This window comes from Curtobacterium sp. MCPF17_051 (genome assembly GCF_003234595.1).
GTDB classification, from domain to species: Bacteria; Actinomycetota; Actinomycetes; order Actinomycetales; family Microbacteriaceae; genus Curtobacterium; species Curtobacterium flaccumfaciens.
In genome coordinates this window covers 1-20,778 of record NZ_QKSE01000026.1, presented here as the reverse complement: position 1 = coordinate 20,778, position 20,778 = coordinate 1, and the positions used below count along the sequence as shown (strand labels likewise).

General features: G+C 68.2%; 25 protein-coding genes. 16 read left to right on the top strand and 9 right to left on the bottom strand.

Features of this window, described 5'->3' with window-relative positions:
* Nucleotides 1–34 precede the first annotated feature (34 nt).
* A complete protein-coding gene (locus DEJ35_RS17495; RefSeq protein WP_220036906.1) occupies nt 35–4,141 on the bottom strand; it encodes a DUF6049 family protein in 4,107 nt (1,368 codons plus the stop codon).
* 133 nt (nt 4,142–4,274) lie between these two features.
* Here DEJ35_RS17495 and DEJ35_RS16130 point away from each other — a divergent pair, with 133 nt between their 5' ends.
* The 7 genes from DEJ35_RS16130 (at nt 4,275) to DEJ35_RS16100 (ending at nt 10,118) form a co-directional block, all read left to right on the top strand.
* Entirely contained in the window at nt 4,275–5,714 is a 1,440-nt protein-coding gene (locus DEJ35_RS16130; RefSeq protein WP_110862704.1) for a CCA tRNA nucleotidyltransferase, read from the top strand.
* 175 nt (nt 5,715–5,889) lie between these two features.
* Nucleotides 5,890–6,273, top strand: a complete 384-nt coding sequence (gene rpsF, locus DEJ35_RS16125; RefSeq protein WP_110862691.1) for a 30S ribosomal protein S6 — start codon at nt 5,890–5,892, stop codon at nt 6,271–6,273.
* Nucleotides 6,274–6,276: 3 nt separating this feature from the next.
* Nucleotides 6,277–6,846, top strand: coding sequence for a single-stranded DNA-binding protein (locus DEJ35_RS16120; protein WP_110862690.1), 570 nt, complete (start codon nt 6,277–6,279; stop codon nt 6,844–6,846).
* A gap of 50 nt (nt 6,847–6,896) precedes the next feature.
* Nucleotides 6,897–7,154 carry a 30S ribosomal protein S18 gene (gene rpsR / locus DEJ35_RS16115; protein WP_017887834.1) on the top strand — a complete coding sequence of 86 codons (258 nt, stop codon included), beginning with the start codon at nt 6,897–6,899 and terminating at the stop codon, nt 7,152–7,154.
* A 14-nt stretch (nt 7,155–7,168) separates the two neighbouring features.
* A complete protein-coding gene (rplI, locus tag DEJ35_RS16110; protein WP_027466901.1) occupies nt 7,169–7,621 on the top strand; it encodes a 50S ribosomal protein L9 in 453 nt (150 codons plus the stop codon).
* A 568-nt stretch (nt 7,622–8,189) separates the two neighbouring features.
* Complete coding sequence (dnaB, locus tag DEJ35_RS16105) at nt 8,190–9,554, top strand: replicative DNA helicase (protein ID WP_031260130.1); 1,365 nt, start codon at nt 8,190–8,192, stop codon at nt 9,552–9,554.
* Nucleotides 9,555–9,884: 330 nt separating this feature from the next.
* Nucleotides 9,885–10,118 carry a hypothetical protein gene (locus DEJ35_RS16100; protein WP_111091461.1) on the top strand — a complete coding sequence of 78 codons (234 nt, stop codon included), beginning with the start codon at nt 9,885–9,887 and terminating at the stop codon, nt 10,116–10,118.
* A 177-nt stretch (nt 10,119–10,295) separates the two neighbouring features.
* Here the strand turns inward: DEJ35_RS16100 and DEJ35_RS16095 are convergent, their stop codons facing one another.
* The 4 genes from DEJ35_RS16095 to DEJ35_RS16080 form a co-directional block, all read right to left on the bottom strand.
* Nucleotides 10,296–10,664 (bottom strand): DoxX family protein, encoded by a 369-nt coding sequence (locus tag DEJ35_RS16095; protein ID WP_111091462.1) that lies wholly within the window; start codon nt 10,662–10,664, stop codon nt 10,296–10,298.
* A gap of 84 nt (nt 10,665–10,748) precedes the next feature.
* On the bottom strand, nt 10,749–11,681 hold the full coding sequence (locus DEJ35_RS16090) for an NADP-dependent oxidoreductase (protein WP_111124401.1): 933 nt from the start codon (nt 11,679–11,681) through the stop codon (nt 10,749–10,751).
* A complete protein-coding gene (locus DEJ35_RS16085; protein ID WP_111091464.1) occupies nt 11,678–12,091 on the bottom strand; it encodes a DUF6640 family protein in 414 nt (137 codons plus the stop codon). Before DEJ35_RS16085 ends, DEJ35_RS16090 begins: the two co-directional genes overlap by 4 nt.
* A complete protein-coding gene (locus DEJ35_RS16080) occupies nt 12,091–12,501 on the bottom strand; it encodes a nuclear transport factor 2 family protein (RefSeq protein WP_111124400.1) in 411 nt (136 codons plus the stop codon). Before DEJ35_RS16080 ends, DEJ35_RS16085 begins: the two co-directional genes overlap by 1 nt.
* 85 nt (nt 12,502–12,586) lie before the next feature.
* Between DEJ35_RS16080 and DEJ35_RS16075 the strand changes: the two genes are divergently transcribed.
* Nucleotides 12,587–13,216: a TetR/AcrR family transcriptional regulator gene (locus tag DEJ35_RS16075; RefSeq protein ID WP_111091466.1), complete on the top strand. Its 630-nt coding sequence runs from the start codon at nt 12,587–12,589 to the stop codon at nt 13,214–13,216.
* A 16-nt stretch (nt 13,217–13,232) separates the two neighbouring features.
* Here DEJ35_RS16075 and DEJ35_RS16070 read toward each other — a convergent pair whose 3' ends face one another.
* From DEJ35_RS16070 to DEJ35_RS16060, 3 genes are all read right to left on the bottom strand, one after another.
* Entirely contained in the window at nt 13,233–13,421 is a 189-nt protein-coding gene (locus DEJ35_RS16070; RefSeq protein WP_111091467.1) for a hypothetical protein, read from the bottom strand.
* A 163-nt stretch (nt 13,422–13,584) separates the two neighbouring features.
* Complete coding sequence (locus DEJ35_RS16065; protein ID WP_146244713.1) at nt 13,585–14,085, bottom strand: hypothetical protein; 501 nt, start codon at nt 14,083–14,085, stop codon at nt 13,585–13,587.
* A gap of 393 nt (nt 14,086–14,478) precedes the next feature.
* Nucleotides 14,479–14,883: a nuclear transport factor 2 family protein gene (locus DEJ35_RS16060; RefSeq protein ID WP_111091469.1), complete on the bottom strand. Its 405-nt coding sequence runs from the start codon at nt 14,881–14,883 to the stop codon at nt 14,479–14,481.
* Between the two features lie 83 nt (nt 14,884–14,966).
* On the opposite strand from DEJ35_RS16060, the gene DEJ35_RS16055 reads away from it, so the two are divergent.
* The 7 genes from DEJ35_RS16055 (at nt 14,967) to DEJ35_RS16025 (ending at nt 19,399) form a co-directional block, all read left to right on the top strand.
* On the top strand, nt 14,967–15,410 hold the full coding sequence (locus DEJ35_RS16055) for a MarR family winged helix-turn-helix transcriptional regulator (RefSeq protein WP_181430182.1): 444 nt from the start codon (nt 14,967–14,969) through the stop codon (nt 15,408–15,410).
* Between the two features lie 205 nt (nt 15,411–15,615).
* Entirely contained in the window at nt 15,616–15,933 is a 318-nt protein-coding gene (locus tag DEJ35_RS16050; RefSeq protein WP_111193152.1) for a hypothetical protein, read from the top strand.
* 101 nt (nt 15,934–16,034) lie between these two features.
* Complete coding sequence (locus DEJ35_RS16045) at nt 16,035–16,229, top strand: hypothetical protein (protein ID WP_111124399.1); 195 nt, start codon at nt 16,035–16,037, stop codon at nt 16,227–16,229.
* 617 nt (nt 16,230–16,846) lie between these two features.
* Nucleotides 16,847–17,365, top strand: a complete 519-nt coding sequence (locus DEJ35_RS16040) for a hypothetical protein (RefSeq protein ID WP_146244821.1) — start codon at nt 16,847–16,849, stop codon at nt 17,363–17,365.
* A gap of 14 nt (nt 17,366–17,379) precedes the next feature.
* A complete protein-coding gene (locus DEJ35_RS16035) occupies nt 17,380–17,799 on the top strand; it encodes a MauE/DoxX family redox-associated membrane protein (protein WP_027466888.1) in 420 nt (139 codons plus the stop codon).
* A gap of 71 nt (nt 17,800–17,870) precedes the next feature.
* Nucleotides 17,871–18,431 carry an MOSC domain-containing protein gene (locus DEJ35_RS16030; RefSeq protein ID WP_111193150.1) on the top strand — a complete coding sequence of 187 codons (561 nt, stop codon included), beginning with the start codon at nt 17,871–17,873 and terminating at the stop codon, nt 18,429–18,431.
* Nucleotides 18,431–19,399, top strand: coding sequence for an NAD-dependent epimerase/dehydratase family protein (locus DEJ35_RS16025; RefSeq protein WP_110862670.1), 969 nt, complete (start codon nt 18,431–18,433; stop codon nt 19,397–19,399). Before DEJ35_RS16030 ends, DEJ35_RS16025 begins: the two co-directional genes overlap by 1 nt.
* A 23-nt stretch (nt 19,400–19,422) precedes the next feature.
* Here DEJ35_RS16025 and DEJ35_RS16020 read toward each other — a convergent pair whose 3' ends face one another.
* Nucleotides 19,423–19,869, bottom strand: a complete 447-nt coding sequence (locus tag DEJ35_RS16020) for a MarR family winged helix-turn-helix transcriptional regulator (RefSeq protein ID WP_146238622.1) — start codon at nt 19,867–19,869, stop codon at nt 19,423–19,425.
* Between the two features lie 176 nt (nt 19,870–20,045).
* Here DEJ35_RS16020 and DEJ35_RS16015 point away from each other — a divergent pair, with 176 nt between their 5' ends.
* Entirely contained in the window at nt 20,046–20,699 is a 654-nt protein-coding gene (locus DEJ35_RS16015) for a hypothetical protein (RefSeq protein WP_110862668.1), read from the top strand.
* Nucleotides 20,700–20,778: the final 79 nt, after the last annotated feature.

Here is a 20,778-nt window from a genome sequence, read left to right as displayed (position 1 = left end):
GCACGGCCCGTGAGCGTGCGGCGTCCGGCAGGGATCAGCGGCCGAGCTTGCTGCGGAGCATCCGGACGGCGTTGCCGATCTCACCGTTCTTCGCGACGACGAGGGCTCCGAAGTACACGGCCACCATCACGGCGCCGGTGAGGATGATCGTGATGAGGGCACCGGTGCGGTCTGACATCGCGAACCCGGCCTCTGAGAACGCGCCGAAGAAGTTCACGACGAGGAGCCCGACGACGCCCGAGATCAGCGCGGCGATCACGAACTGGACGTGCGACCGGGTGATGACCGGTCCCTCGATGCTGCCGAGCCGCTTGCGGACGAGCACGAGTGCGACGATCGTCTGCGCCGACCCCGCGATGGTGGTGCAGGCGGCGACCCCGATGCCGATGACCGAGGTGGGGAACGTCGACACCGCCAGGGCTCCGATGACGAACAGCACCGACTGGATGCACTGCATCAGGAACGGCGTCCGGTGGTCGTGCATCGCCCAGAAGACCCGCTGGATCACGAACAGCATGCTGAACAGGACGAGTCCGGGCATGTAGGCGACGAGCACGGCGCCGACCTGCAGGGCGCTTTCGAACGTGCCCTCGTACAGGCGGCCGAACGGGACGGCGACGACGATCAGCGCGACCGAGGCGAAGACGGTGAAGAGCCCGACGATGCGCAGGGACAGCGACAGGTTGCGGCGGACGGCGTCGAGGTCGCCACGTTCGGCGTCGTGGCTCATGCGGGTGAAGTACGCCGTCGCGATGGAGACCGTGATGATCGAGTGCGGGAGCATGAAGATGAGCCACGCGTTGCCGAGCACGGCGTTGCCGGGCCCGTCGTCCTGACCCTTCCAGGCGACCGCAGACTGCACGATCCCGGCGATCTGGGTCACGAGGATCATCGCGAAGAGCCAGCCGGCGGCGGTGCCCGTGGACTTGAGACCGACCCCGCGCCAGCGGAAGTCCGGTCGGAACGACAGGCCGGCGCGCTTCCAGAAGAACGGCAGGAACGCCGCCTGGGCGAAGACGCCGAGGGACGCGCTGCCCGCGAGGACCGCGATCTTGACCGGCGTCCACTCACCGACGTCACTGTGCCCGCTGCCGAACAGCGCGATGAAGACGATGAGGCCGGCGATCGCGATGACGTTGTTCAGCAGTGGTGCCCACGTGAACGGCCCGAAGACCTGCTTCGCGTTGAGGACCTCGCCGAGCAGGGAGTACATCGCGTAGAACAGGATCTGCGGGAGGCACCAGAAGGCGAAGGCGATGGCGAGGTCGGTGGCGGCCGGACCTCGGCTGTCGGACGACGTCGTGTACAGCCGCACGAGGAGCGGCGCGAGTGCCGTCGCCACGATCGTGATGACGATGAAGACGGAACCACCGAGCGTCACGATCTTGTTGACGTACGCCTGCCCGCCGTCCGTGCCGGTCTTCATCGCGCGGACGATCTGCGGGATGAGCACGGCCGATAGCAGACCGCCCGCGATGAGCGCGTAGATGTTGTTCGGCAGCTGGTTCGCGACGGCGAAGGCGTTGGCCGAGGGGCTCGCATTCTGCCCGATCGCGTACGCCAGCACGAAGGTCTTCGCGAAGCCGAGGATGCGGCTCACCATCGTGCCGGCGGCGAGCATCGCGCTCGCCCGGCCGAGGCTGCGCTCAGCGACCGGCTCGGCGTCGACGTCGGGCTGGGGCTGGCTGGCGCTGATGGTCGGCTCCTCGGGGTCGCGGTCGTCCGCGACGGTGTTGCGTGCGGCGTCGGACGGGAGGCCCGGCTCGGCTCCGGCGCGCGCGATGGCGTCCTGCAGGGGGCCCTGGTCCACCGCCGCGGTCGGCGCTGCGGTTGCCGCCCCGGCAGTGGACGCGGCCGCGCTGGGAGTGGGGGCCGCTCCGGAGGGGTGATCCGTGCCTCCAGGCCGGGTGGTGGCCGCCTGCGCGCCCCCGACCGTCGGCTGGACCGCCAGGGGGCGGTTCGGGTCGTCGTCGTCCTCGTCGTCGAGCTCGCCGTTGCGGCGGCGGATGCGCTTGCGGATGCTGCGGAAGATGCCGAAGCCGAAGATGCCGATCAGGGCGATCGCGGCGACGGCGGTGATGACCGTCTCCCACTGGGCCTGCACGTTCAGCTCGACGGTCGCGGGCTGGGCCACGGCGACGCCGGTCGGGCTCGAGAGCGACATCGTCAGCTCGACCTTGCCGTTCGCGACCGACTGCACGGGGACGGTGGCGCGGGTGGAGGAGTCGGGCTGGATCTCGACGACGATGTCGTTGCGGACCACCCGCAGCGCCGAGTTGGACGGTTGGACGGACAGGTGCACCGTGACCGGGTAGTCGGAGCTGTTGCGGATGGACACCGGCAGGGACGACCGGTCGCCGAGCAGGGTGAGGCTGCTCGAGTCGACGATGCCCACCTCGGTGGTGCTCTTCGCCCAGGCGGCCGTGCGGGCCTCGACCGCGGCGGCGAGCCCCTGGTCGTCGTCGCGCCACGCGTTCGAGGCGAGCGCGAGCAGACGGAGCCGGGCCGGGGCGGTGAGCTGGTTCGGGTCGCCGAGGATCGTCGCGAACGCGGAGAGCCCCTGTTCTCCGCGCACGAGTCGCCGGAGCTGGTCGATGCGGGCCTCGCCGGTGGACGCGCTCGCGAGCGTGAGCGACCCGGCGACGGCCTCCGAAGCGGCGGAGAGGTCGGCCGGGGCGACCCAGGCGGTGCTCTCGACGGCGTCCAGCGCCTGGCTGAGCCGCGTGGAGTCGGACGGCCACTCGCGCCCGAGGGTCAGCAGGATCGGGCCCGTGGCGGTGGCGGCACGGGCCGAGGTCGCCAACGTCGCGGTGAGCTCGGACATCGCCGACGAGAAGGTCTGCCGGTCGGTGGCGGCCGCGGCTCGGCGGAGCATCGACGACATCGACTGGTCGGAGACGAGCACGTGGTCGTCTCCGATCTTCTCGGACGCCGTGATGGTGGTGTCCGCGCCGGCCGAGGTGTTGCCGCTCGAGACGATGGTGGTCTTCGTGCCGGCACGCTCGAGCGCGGGCAGGTCGGCGGAGGACACGGTGCCCTCGCTCGGCCAGGCGATCGAGTCCATCGAGTACGGGAAGTCGAGCAGGGACTCCGTGGTCGGCAGGGTCTCCTGCGCCTGGTCGGCGGCGTCGCCGGTCGTGGCGCCGTCGCTCGAGGCCTCGGTGGGCGCGGGGGACGAGGTCTGCCCCGGCGTGGCCGTCGGTGTCGGGGCCGGGGTCTCGGCGCCGGGGAAGTTCTCGGACTCGACGGACTGGTCGAGGGAGATCGGCGACAGGATGCCGTCGGATCCGGCCTGACGGAGCCCGGTGACGTCTGCGTCGGCGTAGGGCAGCGCGAAGGTCTCGTTGCGCAGTGCTTCGAGACGCTGCAGCCAGGTGGTCGCGCTCGACGGTGCGTTGTCGCCGAGGATCCGGATCGAGGCGATGATCCGAGGGTCGACGGCCACGGCGACGTTGTGGTCCTCGGCCGCGTCGAGCTGCTGCGTGAGGGTGCCGTCCACCGAGGTCGCGGCGGCCAGCACCGGGGCGGTGAGGACGCCGTCGGTCGACTTGGGCACCGTGACCGGCATCGCGACGGAGACGCTGACCGGGGCCTGTTCGAAGTCCGGGTACCAGGTGATCGCGGAGCGGTCGACGGCGAAGGCGTCGCCCGCCGTGTACTCGGCAGCGATGCGGCGGGCGCCGAACGAGGAGTACCCGCCGAGCGCGACGTTGCCGGAGACGATGTCGACCGAGTCGATGGTGATCGAACGGTGCGCCGGGATCGCCGGGATGTCCACTGAGTCCATCGGGGCGCCGAGGTAACCGGTCGTGGTGGTGTCGCTGAGCCAGCTCGCCAAGACATCGCGCGTGCTCACCGAGCGGAAGATGTCGAACTCCGCGGTGCCGGCTGGCAGGGCCGTGTCGGTGTCGTTCGTGACGGTGACCGACAGGGTGAGGTCCTGGTCGCGCTCGACGACGCCGCGGTTCGCCGGGGCGATCGAGATGGTCGCCTTGCCCGCGTCGGCGGCGGCCGGGTCGGCGACGTGGCTCTTGGCCGCGGACACCGTGGCGGCCGAGGCGTGATCGGTGGTGACGGGCGCGACGACCAGGCCGAGCGCGACGAGGGTCGACGCGGCTGCGGCGAGCGTGGTGCGGAGCATCTGCATACGGGGAGCGGGCCACGGGGTCGGTTCGGGCCGAGCACGAGTGTATGAGGCGCGACCATGAACAGGTCCCGTGCGCGCGCGGCTCGTGGAGAACTCAGGGCCTCGATCTGGGAGGATGAGCACCGTCATGCAGTCCGTTGCCCAGGCCGTCGAACGACTCGACGCACTCGCCACCACCGAGCCCGTCGACCTCCTCGCTCGGGCCTTCGCCGACGCCGGACACGAACTCGCCCTCGTCGGCGGCCCCGTCCGTGACGCGTTCCTCGGCCGTCCGGTGACCGATCTGGACTTCACCACCGACGCGCGGCCGGACGACATCCTGCGGATCGTCGAACCCATCGCGAGCGCCACCTGGGACGTCGGTCGCCAGTTCGGCACCATCGCCGCACGGGTCGCCGGCGAGCAGGTCGAGATCACCACGTACCGCAGCGACGTCTACGACGGCGAGACCCGCAAGCCCGAGGTCGCGTTCGGCGACACCATCGAGGACGACCTGCTCCGTCGCGACTTCACCGTCAACGCGATGGCCCTGCGGCTGCCGGCCCGCGAGCTCGTCGACGTGCACGGCGGCGTCGAGGACCTGCTCGCCGCACGGCTCCGGACGCCCCAGACCGCGGTCGTCTCGTTCCGCGACGACCCCCTGCGGATGATGCGCGCCGCACGGTTCACCTCCCAGCTCGGTTTCACCGTCGACGACGACGTGCGGGCTGCGATGCAGGAGCTCGTCGCGTCGATCGACATCGTGTCCGCCGAGCGGGTCCGCGACGAGCTCGTCAAGCTGCTCAACACGGACGACCCGGTCCCCGGCCTCCGGCTGCTCGTCGACACCGGGCTCGCCGAGCGGTTCCTGCCGGAACTGCCCGAGATGCGGCTCGAGGTCGACGAGCACCACCACCACAAGGACGTCTACGAGCACTCGCTCACCGTGCTCGAGCAGGCCATCGGGTACGAGGCCGAGCGTCACGCCGGGGATCCCCCGGACACCGTGCTGCGGCTCGCCGCGCTGCTGCACGACATCGGCAAGCCCGCGACGCGCAAGCTCGAGCCCGGCGGCGCCGTGAGCTTCCACCACCACGACCTGGTCGGTTCGAAGATGGCGAAGAAGCGACTCCGTGCGCTCCGCTTCGACAACGACACCATCGCCGCGGTGTCCCGCCTGATCGAGCTGCACCTGCGCTTCTTCGGGTACACCGAGGGCGCCTGGACCGACTCCGCCGTCCGCCGTTACGTCCGTGACGCCGGACCCCAGCTCGAACGGCTGCACGAGCTCACCCGGTCGGACGTCACCACCCGCAACCGCCGCAAGGCCGACCGTCTGGCGTTCGCCTACGACGACCTCGAGGACCGCATCAAGACCCTCTCCGAGCAGGAGGAGCTGGAGTCGATCCGTCCGGACCTGACCGGCGACGACATCATGCGGATCCTCGACATCCCGCCGGGGCGTGCCGTGGGCGAGGCCTACCGGTTCCTGCTCGAGGCCCGGATGGACGAAGGACCCCTCGGGCCGGAGACGGCCGAGGAGCGCCTGCGTGAGTGGTGGGGCGCCCGAGGCGACACCGGCGCCTGAGACGCGACCGCCTGACGGGCGGAACCGCTGTCCACAGGCCGGTGGCGCGCCTCCAGGCAGTCCGGTAGGCTACCCAGGTTGCCCTCGCGCACCTGCGTGGTCTGGGGCACATGCATCAACCCTCCTGCCCCGGGAACCGCCCGGGGCCGCTGAGACCAGAGGAGGTGGGTTCCGCATGCACCAGTACGAACTGATGGCGATCCTCGACCCCGAGATCGATGAGCGCACCGTCGCTCCCAGCCTGGACAAGTTCCTGGCAGTGATCCGCAACGCGGGTGGCACCGTCGACAACGTGGACGTCTGGGGCCGTCGCCGGCTCGCTTACGAGATCGCGAAGAAGTCCGAGGGCATCTACGCCGTCGTCGACTTCACGTCGACGTCCGAGGCCGCCAAGGAGCTCGACCGTCAGCTCGGTCTCTCCGAGGCCGTGCTCCGCACGAAGGTCCTCCGCGCTGAAGAGGGCATCGCGCAGGTCGCCGCCCAGAAGCAGCGTGACGAGGCTCGTGCGGCCCGCAAGGCCGCCAACGCCTCCGCAACCGCGACCGCGAGCGCCGAGTAACCCGTGGCCGGCGAAACCGTCATCACGGTGGTGGGCAACCTCACCGCGGACCCCGAGCTGCGTTACACGCAGAACGGGCTCGCCGTGGCGAACTTCACCATCGCGTCGACCCCTCGCACGTTCGACCGTCAGGCGAACGAGTGGAAGGACGGCGATGCGCTGTTCCTCCGCGCGAGTGTGTGGCGCGAGTTCGCCGAGCACGTGGCGGGGTCGCTGACGAAGGGCTCGCGCGTCATCGCGCAGGGTCGTCTGCGTCAGCGTTCCTACCAGGACCGTGAGGGCCAGCAGCGCACGAGCATCGAGCTCGAGGTCGACGAGATCGGCCCGTCGCTCCGCTACGCGACCGCACAGATCACCCGTGCAGCGGGTGGCAGTGGCGGCGGTCGTGGCCAGGTCGGCGGCGGCGGCAACGCCCCCGCGGGCAACGGCGGCGGCAACTGGAACAACAACGGTGGCGGTCAGTCGGACGCGCCCTGGTCTCCCCAGGGCGGCCAGCAGGGTGGCGGCAACGCACAGTCGAACGACGTGTGGAGCACCCCCGGCGGCAACTTCGACGACGAGACCCCGTTCTGATCCTCCCGGTTCCGACGGACACACAACTTTTCTTCTAAGGACAAATCACTATGGCTGGAAAGAGCACCGGCGACCGCCGGAAGCCTCGCGGCAAGGGCGGCAAGAACGCTGCTCCCGCGAAGTCGATCAAGGTCGGCGTCATCGACTACAAGGACGTTGCGACCCTTCGCAAGTTCATCTCGGAGCGTGGAAAGATCCGCGCCCGTCGCATCACCGGCGTCTCCGTCCAGGAGCAGCGCCTCATCGCCCGTGCCGTGAAGAACGCCCGTGAGATGGCGCTCCTCCCCTACGCCGGCTCCGGCCGCTGATCGGAGGTCGACACATGTCGAAGCTCATCCTCACCCACGAGGTCTCCGGCCTCGGTTCCGCTGGTGACGTCGTCGACGTCAAGAACGGCTACGCCCGCAACTACCTCATCCCCCAGGGCTTCGCTGTCGCGTGGTCCAAGGGCGGCGAGAAGCAGGTCGAGTCGATCCGTGCCGCGCGTACCGCGCGCGAGCTCGCCACCATCGAAGAGGCACAGGACCTCAAGATGAAGCTCGAGAACGCGACCATCACCCTGTCGGTCAAGGCCGGCAAGGACGGTCGTCTGTTCGGCTCCGTCCGTCCGGGCGACGTCGCTGACGCCGTCCAGGCGCAGGGCGTCGGCTCGCTCGACAAGCGCAAGGTCGAGGTCCCCGCGACCATCAAGACCGTCGGTGACCACGAGGCCACCGTGCGCCTGCGCGAGGACATCACTGCCGTGATCTCGCTCAAGGTCGTCGCTGCCAAGTAGCACTGACGTTCCGCTCCACGACGGGCGGGTCTCCTCCGGGAGGCCCGCCCGTCGTTGCGTTCCGGGGGTGGTCGTGCGGCTTGCCCACGGCTGTCGCCGACATGCTCACGGGCCTGGAGGCGCGGCTCGACTCGGGCTGGCTGGTTACGGTTCAGACGGGGTCGCGCTGGCTGGGAACAGGCCGAGAACTCTCCCCACAGGAGGGGTGCTTGTCAAGTCGTTTTACACAGTGGAAACAAGTCAAATCGGAACCTTCAAGGCGTACTTGAACCCCACTTTTCCACACATGGTGTGCACCAGGAAACCCCAGGTCAAGCGGTCGAAAGTGTGTTCGCACACCGCTTTTTCCACAGGCTCCTCCACAGTTCTCCACACAGCGTTCCGGCGTGTTCCGCAGCCTCTCCACAAAGTTATCCACAGGGCTGTTTGTTGGGGATAACTCCGGGGCCGTAGCTTGGGCCAGCGACTCGGGGATGTCGGTCGCCGAGGGTAGAAACAGGGGTGCGGGTTCCCGCCGGTGGGTGCTGTCCCGCCGGTTCAGGTCCGTGTCGTCAACAGAGGAGAGCGTGTGTCGATCGCACATCTTGAGCCCGCACCGCAGGACTACGCGGAGCGCGGCATGGAACGCACCCCGCCGCACGACATGCTCGCGGAGCAGTCGACCATCGGTGGCATGCTCCTGTCGAAGGACGCCGTCGCCGACGTCATCGAGACCGCCCGCGGTGTGGACTTCTACGTCCCCAAGCACGAGGTCATCTTCGACGCGATCCTGTCGCTCTACTCGCACGGTGAACCCACCGACGTCATCGCCGTCACCGACGAGCTGACCAAGACCGGCCTGCTGTCCCGTGCCGGCGGCGCCGAGTACCTGCACAGCGTCACGAGCATGGTTCCGACCGCCGCGAACGCCGGCTACTACGCCGGCATCGTCGCCGAGAAGGCCGTGCTCCGTCGCCTGGTCGACGCCGGCACCCGCATCGTGCAGATGGGTTACGCGTCGGAGGGTGAGGTCACCGACCTCGTCAACAGCGCGCAGGCCGAGGTCTACAACGTCGCCGGCGGTGTGCAGACCGAGGACTACGTCCCGCTGACCGACGCCATCTCCGCCGCGCTCGACGAGATCGAGGCCGCCAAGGGCCGCGACGGCCAGATGACGGGCGTGCCGACCGGTTTCGCGCAGCTCGACGGCCTGACGAACGGCTTCCACCCCGGACAGCTCATCATCGTCGCCGCGCGCCCCGCCCTGGGCAAGTCGACGCTGGCGCTCGACCTGTGCCGCGCCGCCGCGATCAAGCACGACCAGACCGCCGCCTTCTTCTCGCTCGAGATGGGTCGCGCCGAGATCGCGATGCGTCTGCTCTCAGCCGAGACCAGCGTGCCGCTGCAGAACATGCGCAAGGGCACCGTGGACTCCCGCGACTGGACCACCATCGCCCAGACCCGCGGTCGCATCAACGACGCCCCGTTCTTCATCGACGACTCCCCCAACATGACGCTCGTCGAGATCCGCGCCAAGTGCCGCCGACTCAAGCAGCAGCACAACCTGAAGCTCGTGGTCATCGACTACCTGCAGCTGATGACCTCGGGCAAGAAGGTCGAGAGCCGCCAGCAAGAGGTCTCCGAGTTCTCGCGTGCCCTCAAGCTGATGGCCAAGGAGCTCCAGGTGCCCGTCATCGCCCTGTCGCAGCTGAACCGTGGTCCGGAGCAGCGTGCCGACAAGAAGCCGGCGATCTCCGACCTTCGTGAGTCCGGCTCCATCGAGCAGGACGCCGACATGGTCATCCTGCTGCACCGCGAGTCGGCGTACGAGAAGGACAACCCGCGTCAGGGTGAGGCGGACCTGATCGTGGCGAAGCACCGTAACGGACCGACGGACACCATCACCGTGGCGTTCCACGGGATGTTCTCGCGGTTCGTCGACATGCCGCAGTAGGCGTTCGTGTCGTCCGCCAGCTAACTTGTCCGACTGCCACGCAACGTGTCTGAAATACGGACGTGGACACGATGTTCGGAGTACGGACGGGCCACGCTGACTAGGGGTCGGCTAGGTCTTCGTGCGTCGCGAGGCGTCCGTATGGCGTGCGGGAAGTGAGATGGTTCGCGGGCCACCTATGTGGGACGGGTTCGCCCCGGAGCAGGGCCGTAGGAGTCCGGAGCAGCCCGGAAGCACCCGTTGTCCGCTGGAGTACCGGCTACCGGGACACCATGGTTTGATCGGTCGTGCGCTCGCAGGGCGCGAAGTTCGAGGACAGGAAGGCATCGGATGGCTGAGTTCTTCAACTCACCCCATCCGGTCGCAGAGATGGGGCTCGGGGCGGTTTTCGTCATCATGGGCGTCGTCGTCGGACCGGTGGTCGCGGTTCCGGAAGATCGCGTGAATCAAGGACCTCTGAACATGATTCCGACGCCGGTGCTGGTCGGTGTGCTCGTCGTATGTGGGGCCGTCGTGTTCGCGCAAGGGCTCGGCACTTGGATCAAGCGGAAGCGCGGGAGGTAGGGGCCGGTCGAGGATCGTCTATCGGGGCGCCCTGCTTAGCTAGCGCCGAGGTCGGCCGTATCCCGCTGGACGACCGGCTGACGGGCGGCCGAACGCGCACGATCTCCAGATCGTGGAGCTGCGCCGACGTGGCAGTGCTGTCTGTCTGCGACAGCCACTTGCACACCGGCTGCAGGCTCACGAGAACACGAGAATGAAGCCGAGGATCGCGGCGGCGAGGGGCAGCGCGGTCAGGACGATTGCCGCAATGGGAGATTCCTTGCGGCGGACGTGAACAGCGATCGCTCCGGCCATGATCACGGTCAGGGCGACGCCGGCGACGGGGCTGAGGGCAGGGGCGATCCGGGTCGCGATGGGGAGGACGAGACCGGTTGCTCCGACGACTTCTGCGAGGGCGATGAGCTTGACGGTGGTGTTGGAGTAGTCCTCGATCCAGCCCATTCCGGCTTCCTTGAGGGCCGATATTGGGCGGATCAGCTTCATCAGGCCTGCGCCGAAGAAGGCGACTGCGGCGAGACCTGCAACGATCCAAAAAGTGATGGCCATGCGTTGTTTCTCCAGGTGGGGTGATGGTGTCCAACGGGGTGCTCGATCGAGGAGCGTCGCCGCGGCGGGGGTCAACCCCGCAGGTCAGTCGATGGTGATGACGAGATTTCCGCCGCCGGAGGTGGGGGCGGTTTCCAGCTCCGCGAGGGCGGGGATGGCGTCGTCGAGGGTGACGGCACGAGCGATGCGGGTGACGATCTCGCCTCGTCCGGCGGCGTCGGCGACGCGCTGAAGGTCGTCGCTGTCGGGGCGGGCCATGAACGCGTTGTAGGGGCCGGGTAGGACGCTTCGGGCGAACTTTGATGCCGCGGGGACGATGTCGATGATGCATCCGTGGAGGGTGAGCATCTGGCGTGCGACGCCGTAGGGCAGGGTCCCTGCCGTGTCGAAGACCACGTCGAACCGGCCGGTGTACGGAACAGGATCTGTGTCGAACGTGACGACTGGGTCGACGCCGAGGTGGCGGGCTTCGGCTTCCGTTCCCGACCGGCAGCTGCCGGCCACGGTCGCGCCTGCCGCGAGTGCGACCTGGACGGCGATTCGTCCAACTCCGCCGAGGCAGCCGTTGATGAAAATGCGCTGTCCAGGTCGGAGCTTGCCGGCCGCAGTGACCGCCTGGTAGGCGGTGAGGCCGGCCACCGGCAGGGTTGCGGCATGTTCGAAGGAGAGGTCGTCGGGCTTGGAAGCGACGGATCGCTCGTTGGCGATCACGAACTCCGCGAACGCTCCTGCATGCTGCAGGCGCGCCGCGCCGAGGACCGCGTCGCCTACCCGAAAGCGGGTGACGCCCTCTCCGACCTGTTCGACGACACCGGCGAAATCGTGGCCGACACCGCGTGGGAACTTCCTGCCGGTCATGACCCGCATCTCGCCGTTACGGATCTTCCAATCCATGGCGTTCGCCGATGCAGCACGCACGCGCACGAGGATCTGGCGTCGACCTGGTTGCGGGATGGCCGCGTCTTCCAACACCAGGACGTCGGGACCGCCGTAGCGGTGGTACTGCAGGCGCCTCATCGCCGCCTGGTCCCAGCGAGCCCGCGGCCTGCGAGGAACCAGCCGACGCCGATCACGGTCAGCATGGGGATGGTGAACTTGAGCTGCGGCCAATTGTCCTCACCGGGCGGGTCCACGCTTGCCGTTCCCGGGTAGAAGAACGCCGAGAGCTGACTGAGCCAGTACGTGCTCGCCGCGAACGCGGCAGCGTCCACGCCCACGCGGCCGGAGCCCGGCCGCCACAAGTTCACCAGGGTCGCCATCGACAACGCGACGCCGGAACTCATGGTCTGCGCGTTGTGGAACTTCGCGTGCGGAGGCCAGGAGTCGTTGTAGATGTGCGTTTCGTTGAAGTCGAACACGTACGGGCCGACCATCTGCGCCGCCGCAGTCGCGGAGACCAGGACTTTGCCCAGCGTCGCCATGCGCATCAGTGCTCATCGCTGGATCCCGTACGGAGGGGCAGGATGACGCGGCTCGCGATCAGCCAGCGGCCTTCGTGCAGGACGACCGTGTCGTCGTAGACGACGCCGTGCACGCCGCCGTGAGCCATGATCATCAGTCCCTTGGACCGCACCGACGCCGTCGACTCCCCCGTCTCCGAGATGACGATGTTCGTCACGAAGTGCGACAGCGGTGCGTGCCCGGAGGCGAACAGCTGCCCCGCCGCGGTTCGCAGGGCGTCCAGACCCTCGAAGGCGCCCATCCCGGAACTGGTCATGTCGTACGTGGCGTCGGGGGTGAACACCTCACGGAGTTGATCCAGGGCGTTCTCGTCGACCACGAACGCCTGGCGCGAGAGAGTCTCGGAGATTTGAAAGCGATCGTCTGCAGAGAGCATTGCTCCTCCTTGTTTGGTACTCAGTACCGTAGCACACCCCGTTCAAGTTGGAACCAAGTCCGGCACATGCTGGTAAGATGAAGCCGTGGCCGAACCAACCGCCGAAGCAGACACGACCCCGCTGACCCTGGTCGAACGGAAGCAGCGTGCCGCGCGGAGCCGGATCATCGACGCCGCAGATGAGTTGTTCGCCGAGCGAGGCTTCGACGCGGTCTCGGTCACGGACATCGCCGAACGGGCCGAGGTCGGCCGGACGACGTTCTTCCGACACTTCGGCGACAAGACGGAAGTCGTCTTCGCCAAAGAGCAGTCCATGTTCGACGCGATCACTACCGTTGCATCCGCTCTTTGGGACCCCGCGCCACCCGTGCAAACCCTCGGAGACGCCCTGAGTGCGCTCGAACCGCTTGTCCTCCAACTCTGCGCACAAGCGATCTCGGACCTCGCCACGTACCGGCGGCACACAATGCTTCTCGACGCGCACGAGGAGCTGCGGGCGCGCGAAGCGGTCAAGCACCAGTACATCGCGAACGAGTTCACGAAGGCGCTCATCATGCAGAACGCCCCCGTTGACGTCGCCACCATCGCAGGGCAACTCGGGGTCGCCTGCTACAACAGCGGTCGGATCCTGGCCAGCGACCCCGCCGACCTGGTGGAAGGGACCGCAGCTGCCTTCCGGAAAGCACTTGCCATGCAATCTGCAGGCTCGAACTAGTCAAGCTCGCGATCGTCTACTGGGCGGTCCTCGTCTGGACGAGTAGGGAGAGGCCGAATACGAGCACTCCCAGGCCGAGCGGAACAAGGATGCCCAGGAACGGCGTCGTCGCTCTTTGATCAGCGAGCATCATCGCAATCCAGAAGAACGCGATGATGCCTGTTCCCACGGCCACCAGCGCAGCCACGACAAGCGCAGCGCTCACGCGCGAGCGCGGCTTGACGACGCCAAAACGGCCGTGACGTGCAAACGGAAACGCTCTCGAGACCCGCGACCGGTAGTGGATCGACTGCCGGACACGGACTGTGGGAGCACCGTTGCGGTGACCGTGCCGCTGTCTTCTGAGACCGAGATGCTCGGTCGCGCGGTCAGCCGTCGCTGACGTCCTCGCGCAGGTTCGGGTCGAGGTTCCCGGTCCACACATTCGCTGCGAGTTCGTGCAACCCGGAGGGGTCGGACGCCGTATACCCATCCGACACGAGTGCCGTCTGGTGGCCGGCATCATCGATCATGCTCGTGACGACGGTCGCTGGCTCGACTGTTCGACCGGCGGAGACTGCCCAGTTCCCGGCACTGTTCGGATCTCCGTTCCGGGCGATCAAGCACACACCACCGCTCGCTGTGGCGGCGATCCAGTACCTGGTTGCGTCCCGCTCTACGACGAAGCGCTGACTGTCCGGCACGATCTCCTCCGGCTCGAACACATCGTCATCGGGGAGCGCGTCGGCGGATGTGGCGGGACGCGCGAGGACGGCGAAGTGCCGGGATGCCAGTTCGATCGGGTCGACGGAAAGAGCAACCGACGTCCGGGTGGCGGACGGAGACGCCTTTGGTGCCGGTCCTCCATCGGTGCAGCCTGCGGTGGCCATGGTCAGGCTGATGGTCGCCGCGACGGCGGATGCAATGACGACCGTCCGTGCTGTTCGTGTCCTTCGTTTCATGTGTCCCCCTCAATGCAGAAACTAGCAGCGGCCGGCGGCCTGCGGGATCCGTCCAAGTCCCGGCACTGGCTCCTGCGCCGCGGAGGCTTTGAAGGGCAAAGCCCCGACGTTCGTTGGCCGATCCGTTACCGGCCAGTGGCTACCAGGACCGGACTTCGGACGAGTCGGTGACCGAACCCCGCCGTGCGACCGCTGGCCGTGGGATCCTTCCAACGGCCCGTTCGAAGTCGTACGGACGTCGGTCGGACCAGCAGCGAGTGGGGATCCGCGGTGTCTGAAGACGGAGTGGTGCGGCGCGACAGTCGGGGCGGTTCGCGGTGGTCACGCCTGCAGCTGGGGGAACGTCCCGCGCGCCCACACCAGGTTGATGGAGAACGACGTGACGAGCCAGGTGTCGCCGTGACGGGTCAGGCGGCCGCGCCAGACGTTCGATCCCTCGAAAGCCGGCGTGTGCGCCTCGTCGCAGAAGATTGCGGTGACGTTGCCGCGAACTTCCGCCTGGTCTCCCGCGATATCGGCTAGGACGCCGGAGATGAGGTGCTGCGTGGCGACCACCGGTTCGTGAACGGCGCGGATTTGCTCGACCACCAAGTCGGCGCCGACAGTGACACCCATGACCGTCGTCGCCTCCACGTCGCTCGCATACATCTGGTGGAGATCGTCGAAGCGGTGGTCGTCGATGGCGGCGAAGATGCGGGAGATGATGTCGGACGGTGTGCTTGACATGAAAAGCCTCTCTTACTGTTGGGATCCCAACGTTGGAAACCCAACGATACATGGAAGAGAGAGTTTCGCCTACCGTGGAGAACATGGCTGACCGGGAGATTCCGGAGCGACTGAGTTCGCTCCCGAGCTGGCTGCTCGTCGAGGCTGCGGCGCGAGCAACACGCGTCGTGTCGGAGCTCACCACCGAGGCCGGCGTCCCGAAGGCGGCGTACCCGATCCTTGCCGTGCTCGAGGCGGCTGGTCCGCTCAGCCAAGCCGAAGTCGGCCGACGCGTCCGGATCGACCGCAAAGACCTCTCGGGGTACGCTGCCCGGCTCGAGCAGCTCGGCTTGGTCACGCGGCGTCCTGACCCCGTAGACGTGCGACGCAACCTGCTCGAGAACACGCTCGCGGGGACGGAGCTCCTCAGGCGGCTTGACCCCGCTTTCGCGGCGGCGCAGGACCAGCTACTGGCTCAGTTGACCTCAGCGGAACGGGTGACGTTGAAGCGGCTGCTCGATCTCATCACCACTGAAGTCGCCCACTAGCTGCAGGCCCTTCGACCCGGCAGCGACTCTTGTCATCGCGACGACGGCGCTCCTCCCGTGACTGCCCGCCGGATAAATCCAGCAGGCAACCTGCAGCGATGTTCCGTAAGCCGGTGGCTCAACGAACGCGACCGGGCCCGCGTGGCCCCGCCCGGTAGGGGATCGTTGACCGGGCGCGCATGGGGATTGGTGGGATCCTTCCGGTATGCAGGCGAACATCCGACTGGTGACCGTCCAAGGCGAGCAGCAGGGCCGCGATGCGGACCTGGACCACGTGCAACAGTTCGAGGTTGAGACGAACGCTGGCCACAGGTACGTCGTCGCGTGTCAGGGCCCTCCTGTTGGTGCGCCGTCGGACTGGGATGTGTTCAGCGCAGAGGATGGCCGCCAGGTAGGTCATGTGCGTCTGCTTGGGGCGGGAATGCCAGGCGCTACGACCTACCGATTCAAGAAGGCTGGAGCGCTCTTCGCCGGCGGGAAGCAGATGGACCTCTGGAACGCGGTGCAATCGCTCCTGGAGTGACTCACGACCGGTGGCCGATCGACTACCGGGAGACGCCGGGAGGCCGCGATACGTCAAGGTGTCGGCGGCGAACACGCGACCATTTCGGCAAGATCGAAAGCATGCGTTCTCTCGCTATCACCCTGTTCATCATTGGCGCACTGCCGTTCGCGAGCGGCATCGTCTACTACCTCGTCGACTACCGCCGAACAGGCGAGCTCTACCGGGAAAAGCTTCCGTGGTTCCCGATCATCATCAGCGGATGGGTGCTCGCCGCCGCCGGGGTGCTAATCGGGATGTTCACCACACCGGGGTAGGGGTTCGGGTGAGCATGGAGCCAACCGCCCCGCATCGTGCCGGCTGGGGCCAGGCCAATGACGTCACTTGCGTCGTCCTCGTGTGAAGGCGAGGACCCCGCCAACCGCCACGAGCGCCAGGACGATGACGATCCAAATGGGAAACGGCATGCTCCCGCCAGGGGTCATCACTGCCAGGTAGTGAGAGGTAGGGGTGAACACGACGCTCCGATCGATCGGAACCCGAGGTTATCCCTCGTCCAGCCGCCTTCTCAGGCTAGTTCTTCCGCTCCCGCGCCGCCCGGTAGTTGATCGGCGTGCGGGATCGCTCGGGCCAAGCCCGCCCGAGAACCGACGGCGACGAAGCCCGGCCACCCACGGTGGCCGAGCCTTGGCACGGGAGGTGCCCGGGTGAGCCTTCGCCTTCAGGATCGCAAAAGCTGGTTGCACGTATCGCTCCTCTGATCGAATGATGACGACAGCTGAACCGGTCCGGCCCGTGATCACCGGCCGTCCACACGAGCGCACCTGAGCGCTAATCCTTTCTCTGCCGACGCGAGGAGCACCGGGTCGGCTGTCCGTCGGAGTTCGACGGCACATCGACGTGTTAGGTTGTGCACAATCTAATGGAGCACAACGTGAAACTGACCAGCTGGATCGACGTCGTCACCGGGGGCCTGCTCGCCGGGCACGGCATCACCACGGTTCGCCGCACCCAACTGCGCGCACGAGCCCAGCAGATGCAGCGCCGGGGCTTCGAGCCGGGCGTCCCGCACGCACTCGGCGTCCCGGCTCTGGAAGTCCTGTCCGGGCTCGGACTCGCTGCTGCAGCGTTCCGCCGTGCGCCCGGGATCGACCTGGTCGGCATCGGCTCCACCATCGCGGCGACCGCCCTCGGCGGGACCCGGTTCGTGGTCGACCTCGAAGACCGGCAGGTGACGACCACGACCGGTGCTGCCGGGGCACTCGCACTCGTCGGCGGGCTGCGAGTGGTCACCTCGACCCGCGGCCGTCCGGTCGCCCGGATCCTCACGCTCGGTGCCGCCGCTGCCGCGATCACGTTCGAGGCCGAACGCCGAACGCCGAGTCCTCCGCAGCCGCAGCCGCAGCCGCTGACCTCGGCTCCCCCATTCCACCGAACCCCACCACGACCGTGAAAGGCACCACCCCGATGGCAACCCGCACCCCCGCAGTCCGCTCCACCCGCCCCCGGACCATCGTCCGCATCCTGTTCGGCGCGATGCTCACCTGGGCCGGCATCAGCCACCTGACGGTGGCACGGGAGGAGTTCCAGGCGCAGGTGCCGAAGTTCGTGCCGCTGCCGACCGACGTCACGGTGATCGCCTCCGGCGTGGTGGAGATCTCGCTCGGCGCTGCGCTGATGCTCCTGGCACGGCGACAGGTGACGGTCGGGTGGGTCGTCGCGGTGTTCTTCCTGGCGGTCTTCCCCGGCAACATCGCGCAGTGGATGCACCACCGCGACGGGTTCGGCCTGGACACCGACACCAAGCGCTTCGTCCGCCTGCTGTTCCAGCCCGTGCTCATCGCCGTTTCCCTGTGGGCGACGAACGCGCTGCGCAAGCGCCGCTGAACCGGCCTGCGCGGGCGCCGCTGACCGACGCTGCACTCGCGCCGCCGCGACCATGGGGCAGAATCGGCCCCATGAGTGGGGACGACATGGACCAGCCGCGCGTGACCGCGGTGAGCAAGGACGCCGAGCACCGGTTCAGCAAGCCGTTGGTCGACGCGGTGACGCTCGTGGCGGGGTGGGGCATCGAGGGTGATGCCCATGCCGGCACGACCGTGCAGCACCGCTCCCGGGTCGCCCGTGACCCCTCGCAGCCGAACCTGCGCCAGGTCCACCTGCTGCACGCCGAGCTGTTCGACGAGGTCGCCGAGGCCGGGTTCAGCGTCGAGCCGGGCCAGATGGGCGAGAACGTCACGACGAGCGGCATCGACCTGCTCGGGTTGCCGGAGGGAACGGTGCTGCACCTCGGTGACGATGCCTCCGTCAAGGTCACCGGGCTGCGGAACCCGTGCCAGCAGATCAACGGCTTCGAGCCGGGGCTCCTGCGTGCCGTGCTCGGTCGCGCCGAGGACGGCACGGTCGAACGCAAGGGCGGCGTGATGAGCGTCGTGCTCACCGGCGGAACGGTCCGGCCGGGCGATCGCATCCGAGTCGAGCTCCCCGCCGGCGAACGACGACCGCTCCAGCCCGTCTGATGACGCAGCCCGTGCGACGCGTCCTGGTACTCGGTGGAACCGGCTGGCTCGGACGGACGATCGTCGACGAGCTGTTGGCCGAGGGTGCCGACGTCACCTGCCTCGCCCGGGGCACGACCGGCAGTGTCCCCGAGGGAGCACGCTTCGTCCAGGCGGATCGAGCCCTGGCGGGCGCGTACGAACAGGCCATCGGCGACTGGGACGAAGTGATCGAGCTCGCCCACGCCCCCGAACTCGTCGCCCCGGCGCTCGACGCCCTCGCCGACCGGGCCGCGCACTGGACCCTGGTGTCGACGGTCTCGGTGTACGCGGACAACGACGAACCGCGCGCCGACGAGTCCGCCCGGCTGGTGGAGCCGAAGGACCCGTCCGCGTACGCCGACGCGAAGGTCCTCGCCGAGCGCATGACGCGGCTCCGGCTCGGGTCACGGCTGCTCATCGCACGCCCGGGGTTGATCGTCGGGCCCGGCGACCCGAGTGACCGGTTCGGGTACTGGCCGGCACGCTTCGATCGCGGTGGGCCGGTGCTGGTGCCGACGACGGCGGAGCGGTTCGTCCAGGTGATCGACGTCGCGGACCTCGCGGCCTGGCTCGTCCGGGCCGGGCGCGACGGGTTCGTCGGCACGGTCAACGCCGTCGGTGCTCCGGTGCCGATGCAGGACTTCTTCCGGTGCGTGGCGGAGGTCACCGGGTTCGACGACGAGCTGGTCGTGGTCGACGACGACGTCCTGCTTGCGCACGACGTGGCCTACTGGGCTGGACCGCGATCGCTCCCCCTGTGGATCCCGGTGTCGGAGGTCGGGTTCGCGCAGCGCTCCGCGGTGGCGTTCACGGACGCCGGCGGGGTGACCCGACCCCTCCGGGACACCGTCGTGCGGGTGCTCGAGGACGAGCGTGCCCGCGGGACGGATCGCCAACGCCGTGCCGGCCTCACCTCGACAGAGGAACGGGCGATCCACACCAGGTAGACGCACGATCCCCACGAGCGAGATCAGGACGCGGCGGCAGCCTGCTCGTACAGACTCGTCGCCAGGTCGTTGAGCACCTCGTGCAGCTCCCCGTTGTGCGCCCCGTCGACGGCCCGGAGCATCGCGGCGTACCGCTCCCGGTAGTCCGCCACGACGTCGTCGCCCGGGGGCAGCAGCCGCAGCAGGGAGCCTCGACGGTCGGACGGGTTCGGTGCGCGTTCGAGCAGGCCGGCGGTGCTCATCCGGTCGATCATGTTCGTCACGGCGCCCGAGGTCAGCCCGAGGTACCCGGCGACCTCGGTCGGCGTGGAGTACCCGGTGTCACTGATGAGCACCAGGGCACGGAGGGCGTTCTCGTGCACGCCGGCACGGGCGCTCAGCTGACTCACCAGACTCGCGTTCGCGCGCACGACGGCGGTGAACGCGGCCATGAGGTCAGCCGCTTCGTCGTCGCTTCGTACTGCTGCCACGAGGGCCTGCTTCCGTGTCGGGTACCGGGGGGACAAGAGCCGTCCCCCGCACTGGGGTAAGTATACGAGTGGTCAACTTGGTGAACCAGTGACTATCTTAACCATTGAAGCAAAACAGCCCGAAGGTCTTGCTTCCCCCAACTTCCTGAAACCACCACCGAACGAAGAGGTACCCCGTGTCCACCAAGCTCCGCACCTCCGCACTGAAGCGGGTCCGCTTCGCCCCCGTGGCGCTCCTCGCGGGTATCTTCGCCGCCGTCCTGCTCTCCCTCTCGCTCACCGGCACCCTCTCCGGGTTCGCGGCGAGCATCACCAACAGCAGCAACACCGCCGCCAGCGGCACGCTGATCATGCAGGAGCAGAACGCCGGCGCGACCGTCACCTGCCTCAGCACGGACGGCGGATCGGTCTCGACGAACTCGGCGACCTGCTCGACGATCAACAAGTTCGGTGGCAGCACGACGATGACCCCGGGCAACACGGTCAACACCGCGATCTCGATCAAGAACACGGGCACCGCGAACGCCAGCACCTTCACGCTCAACCCGGGCGCCACCTGCACCCAGTCGGCGAACGGTTCGGCCAACGGCACCGCGACCGACCTGTGCGCCAAGATGAACCTCGTCATCACCTCCGGCTCGACCACCGTGTTCAGCGGCACCCTCGCCAGCTTCAAGGGTGCGGCGGCGTCGGCCTTCACGATGCCGCAGGCTCCGGCCGCCGGCGCGACCGTCCCCTTCAACTTCGCGGTGACCCTCGACTCCTCGGCCGGCAACACCTACCAGGGCCTCGCCGCCTCGGTCCCGATGACCTGGACCTTCACGGCCTGATCTGGCCCGAAGCGGCCCGAACCGGCCTGATCCGGCCTGATCCGACCCCCATCACCCCTCCCCCCAGACCGGCGACGCT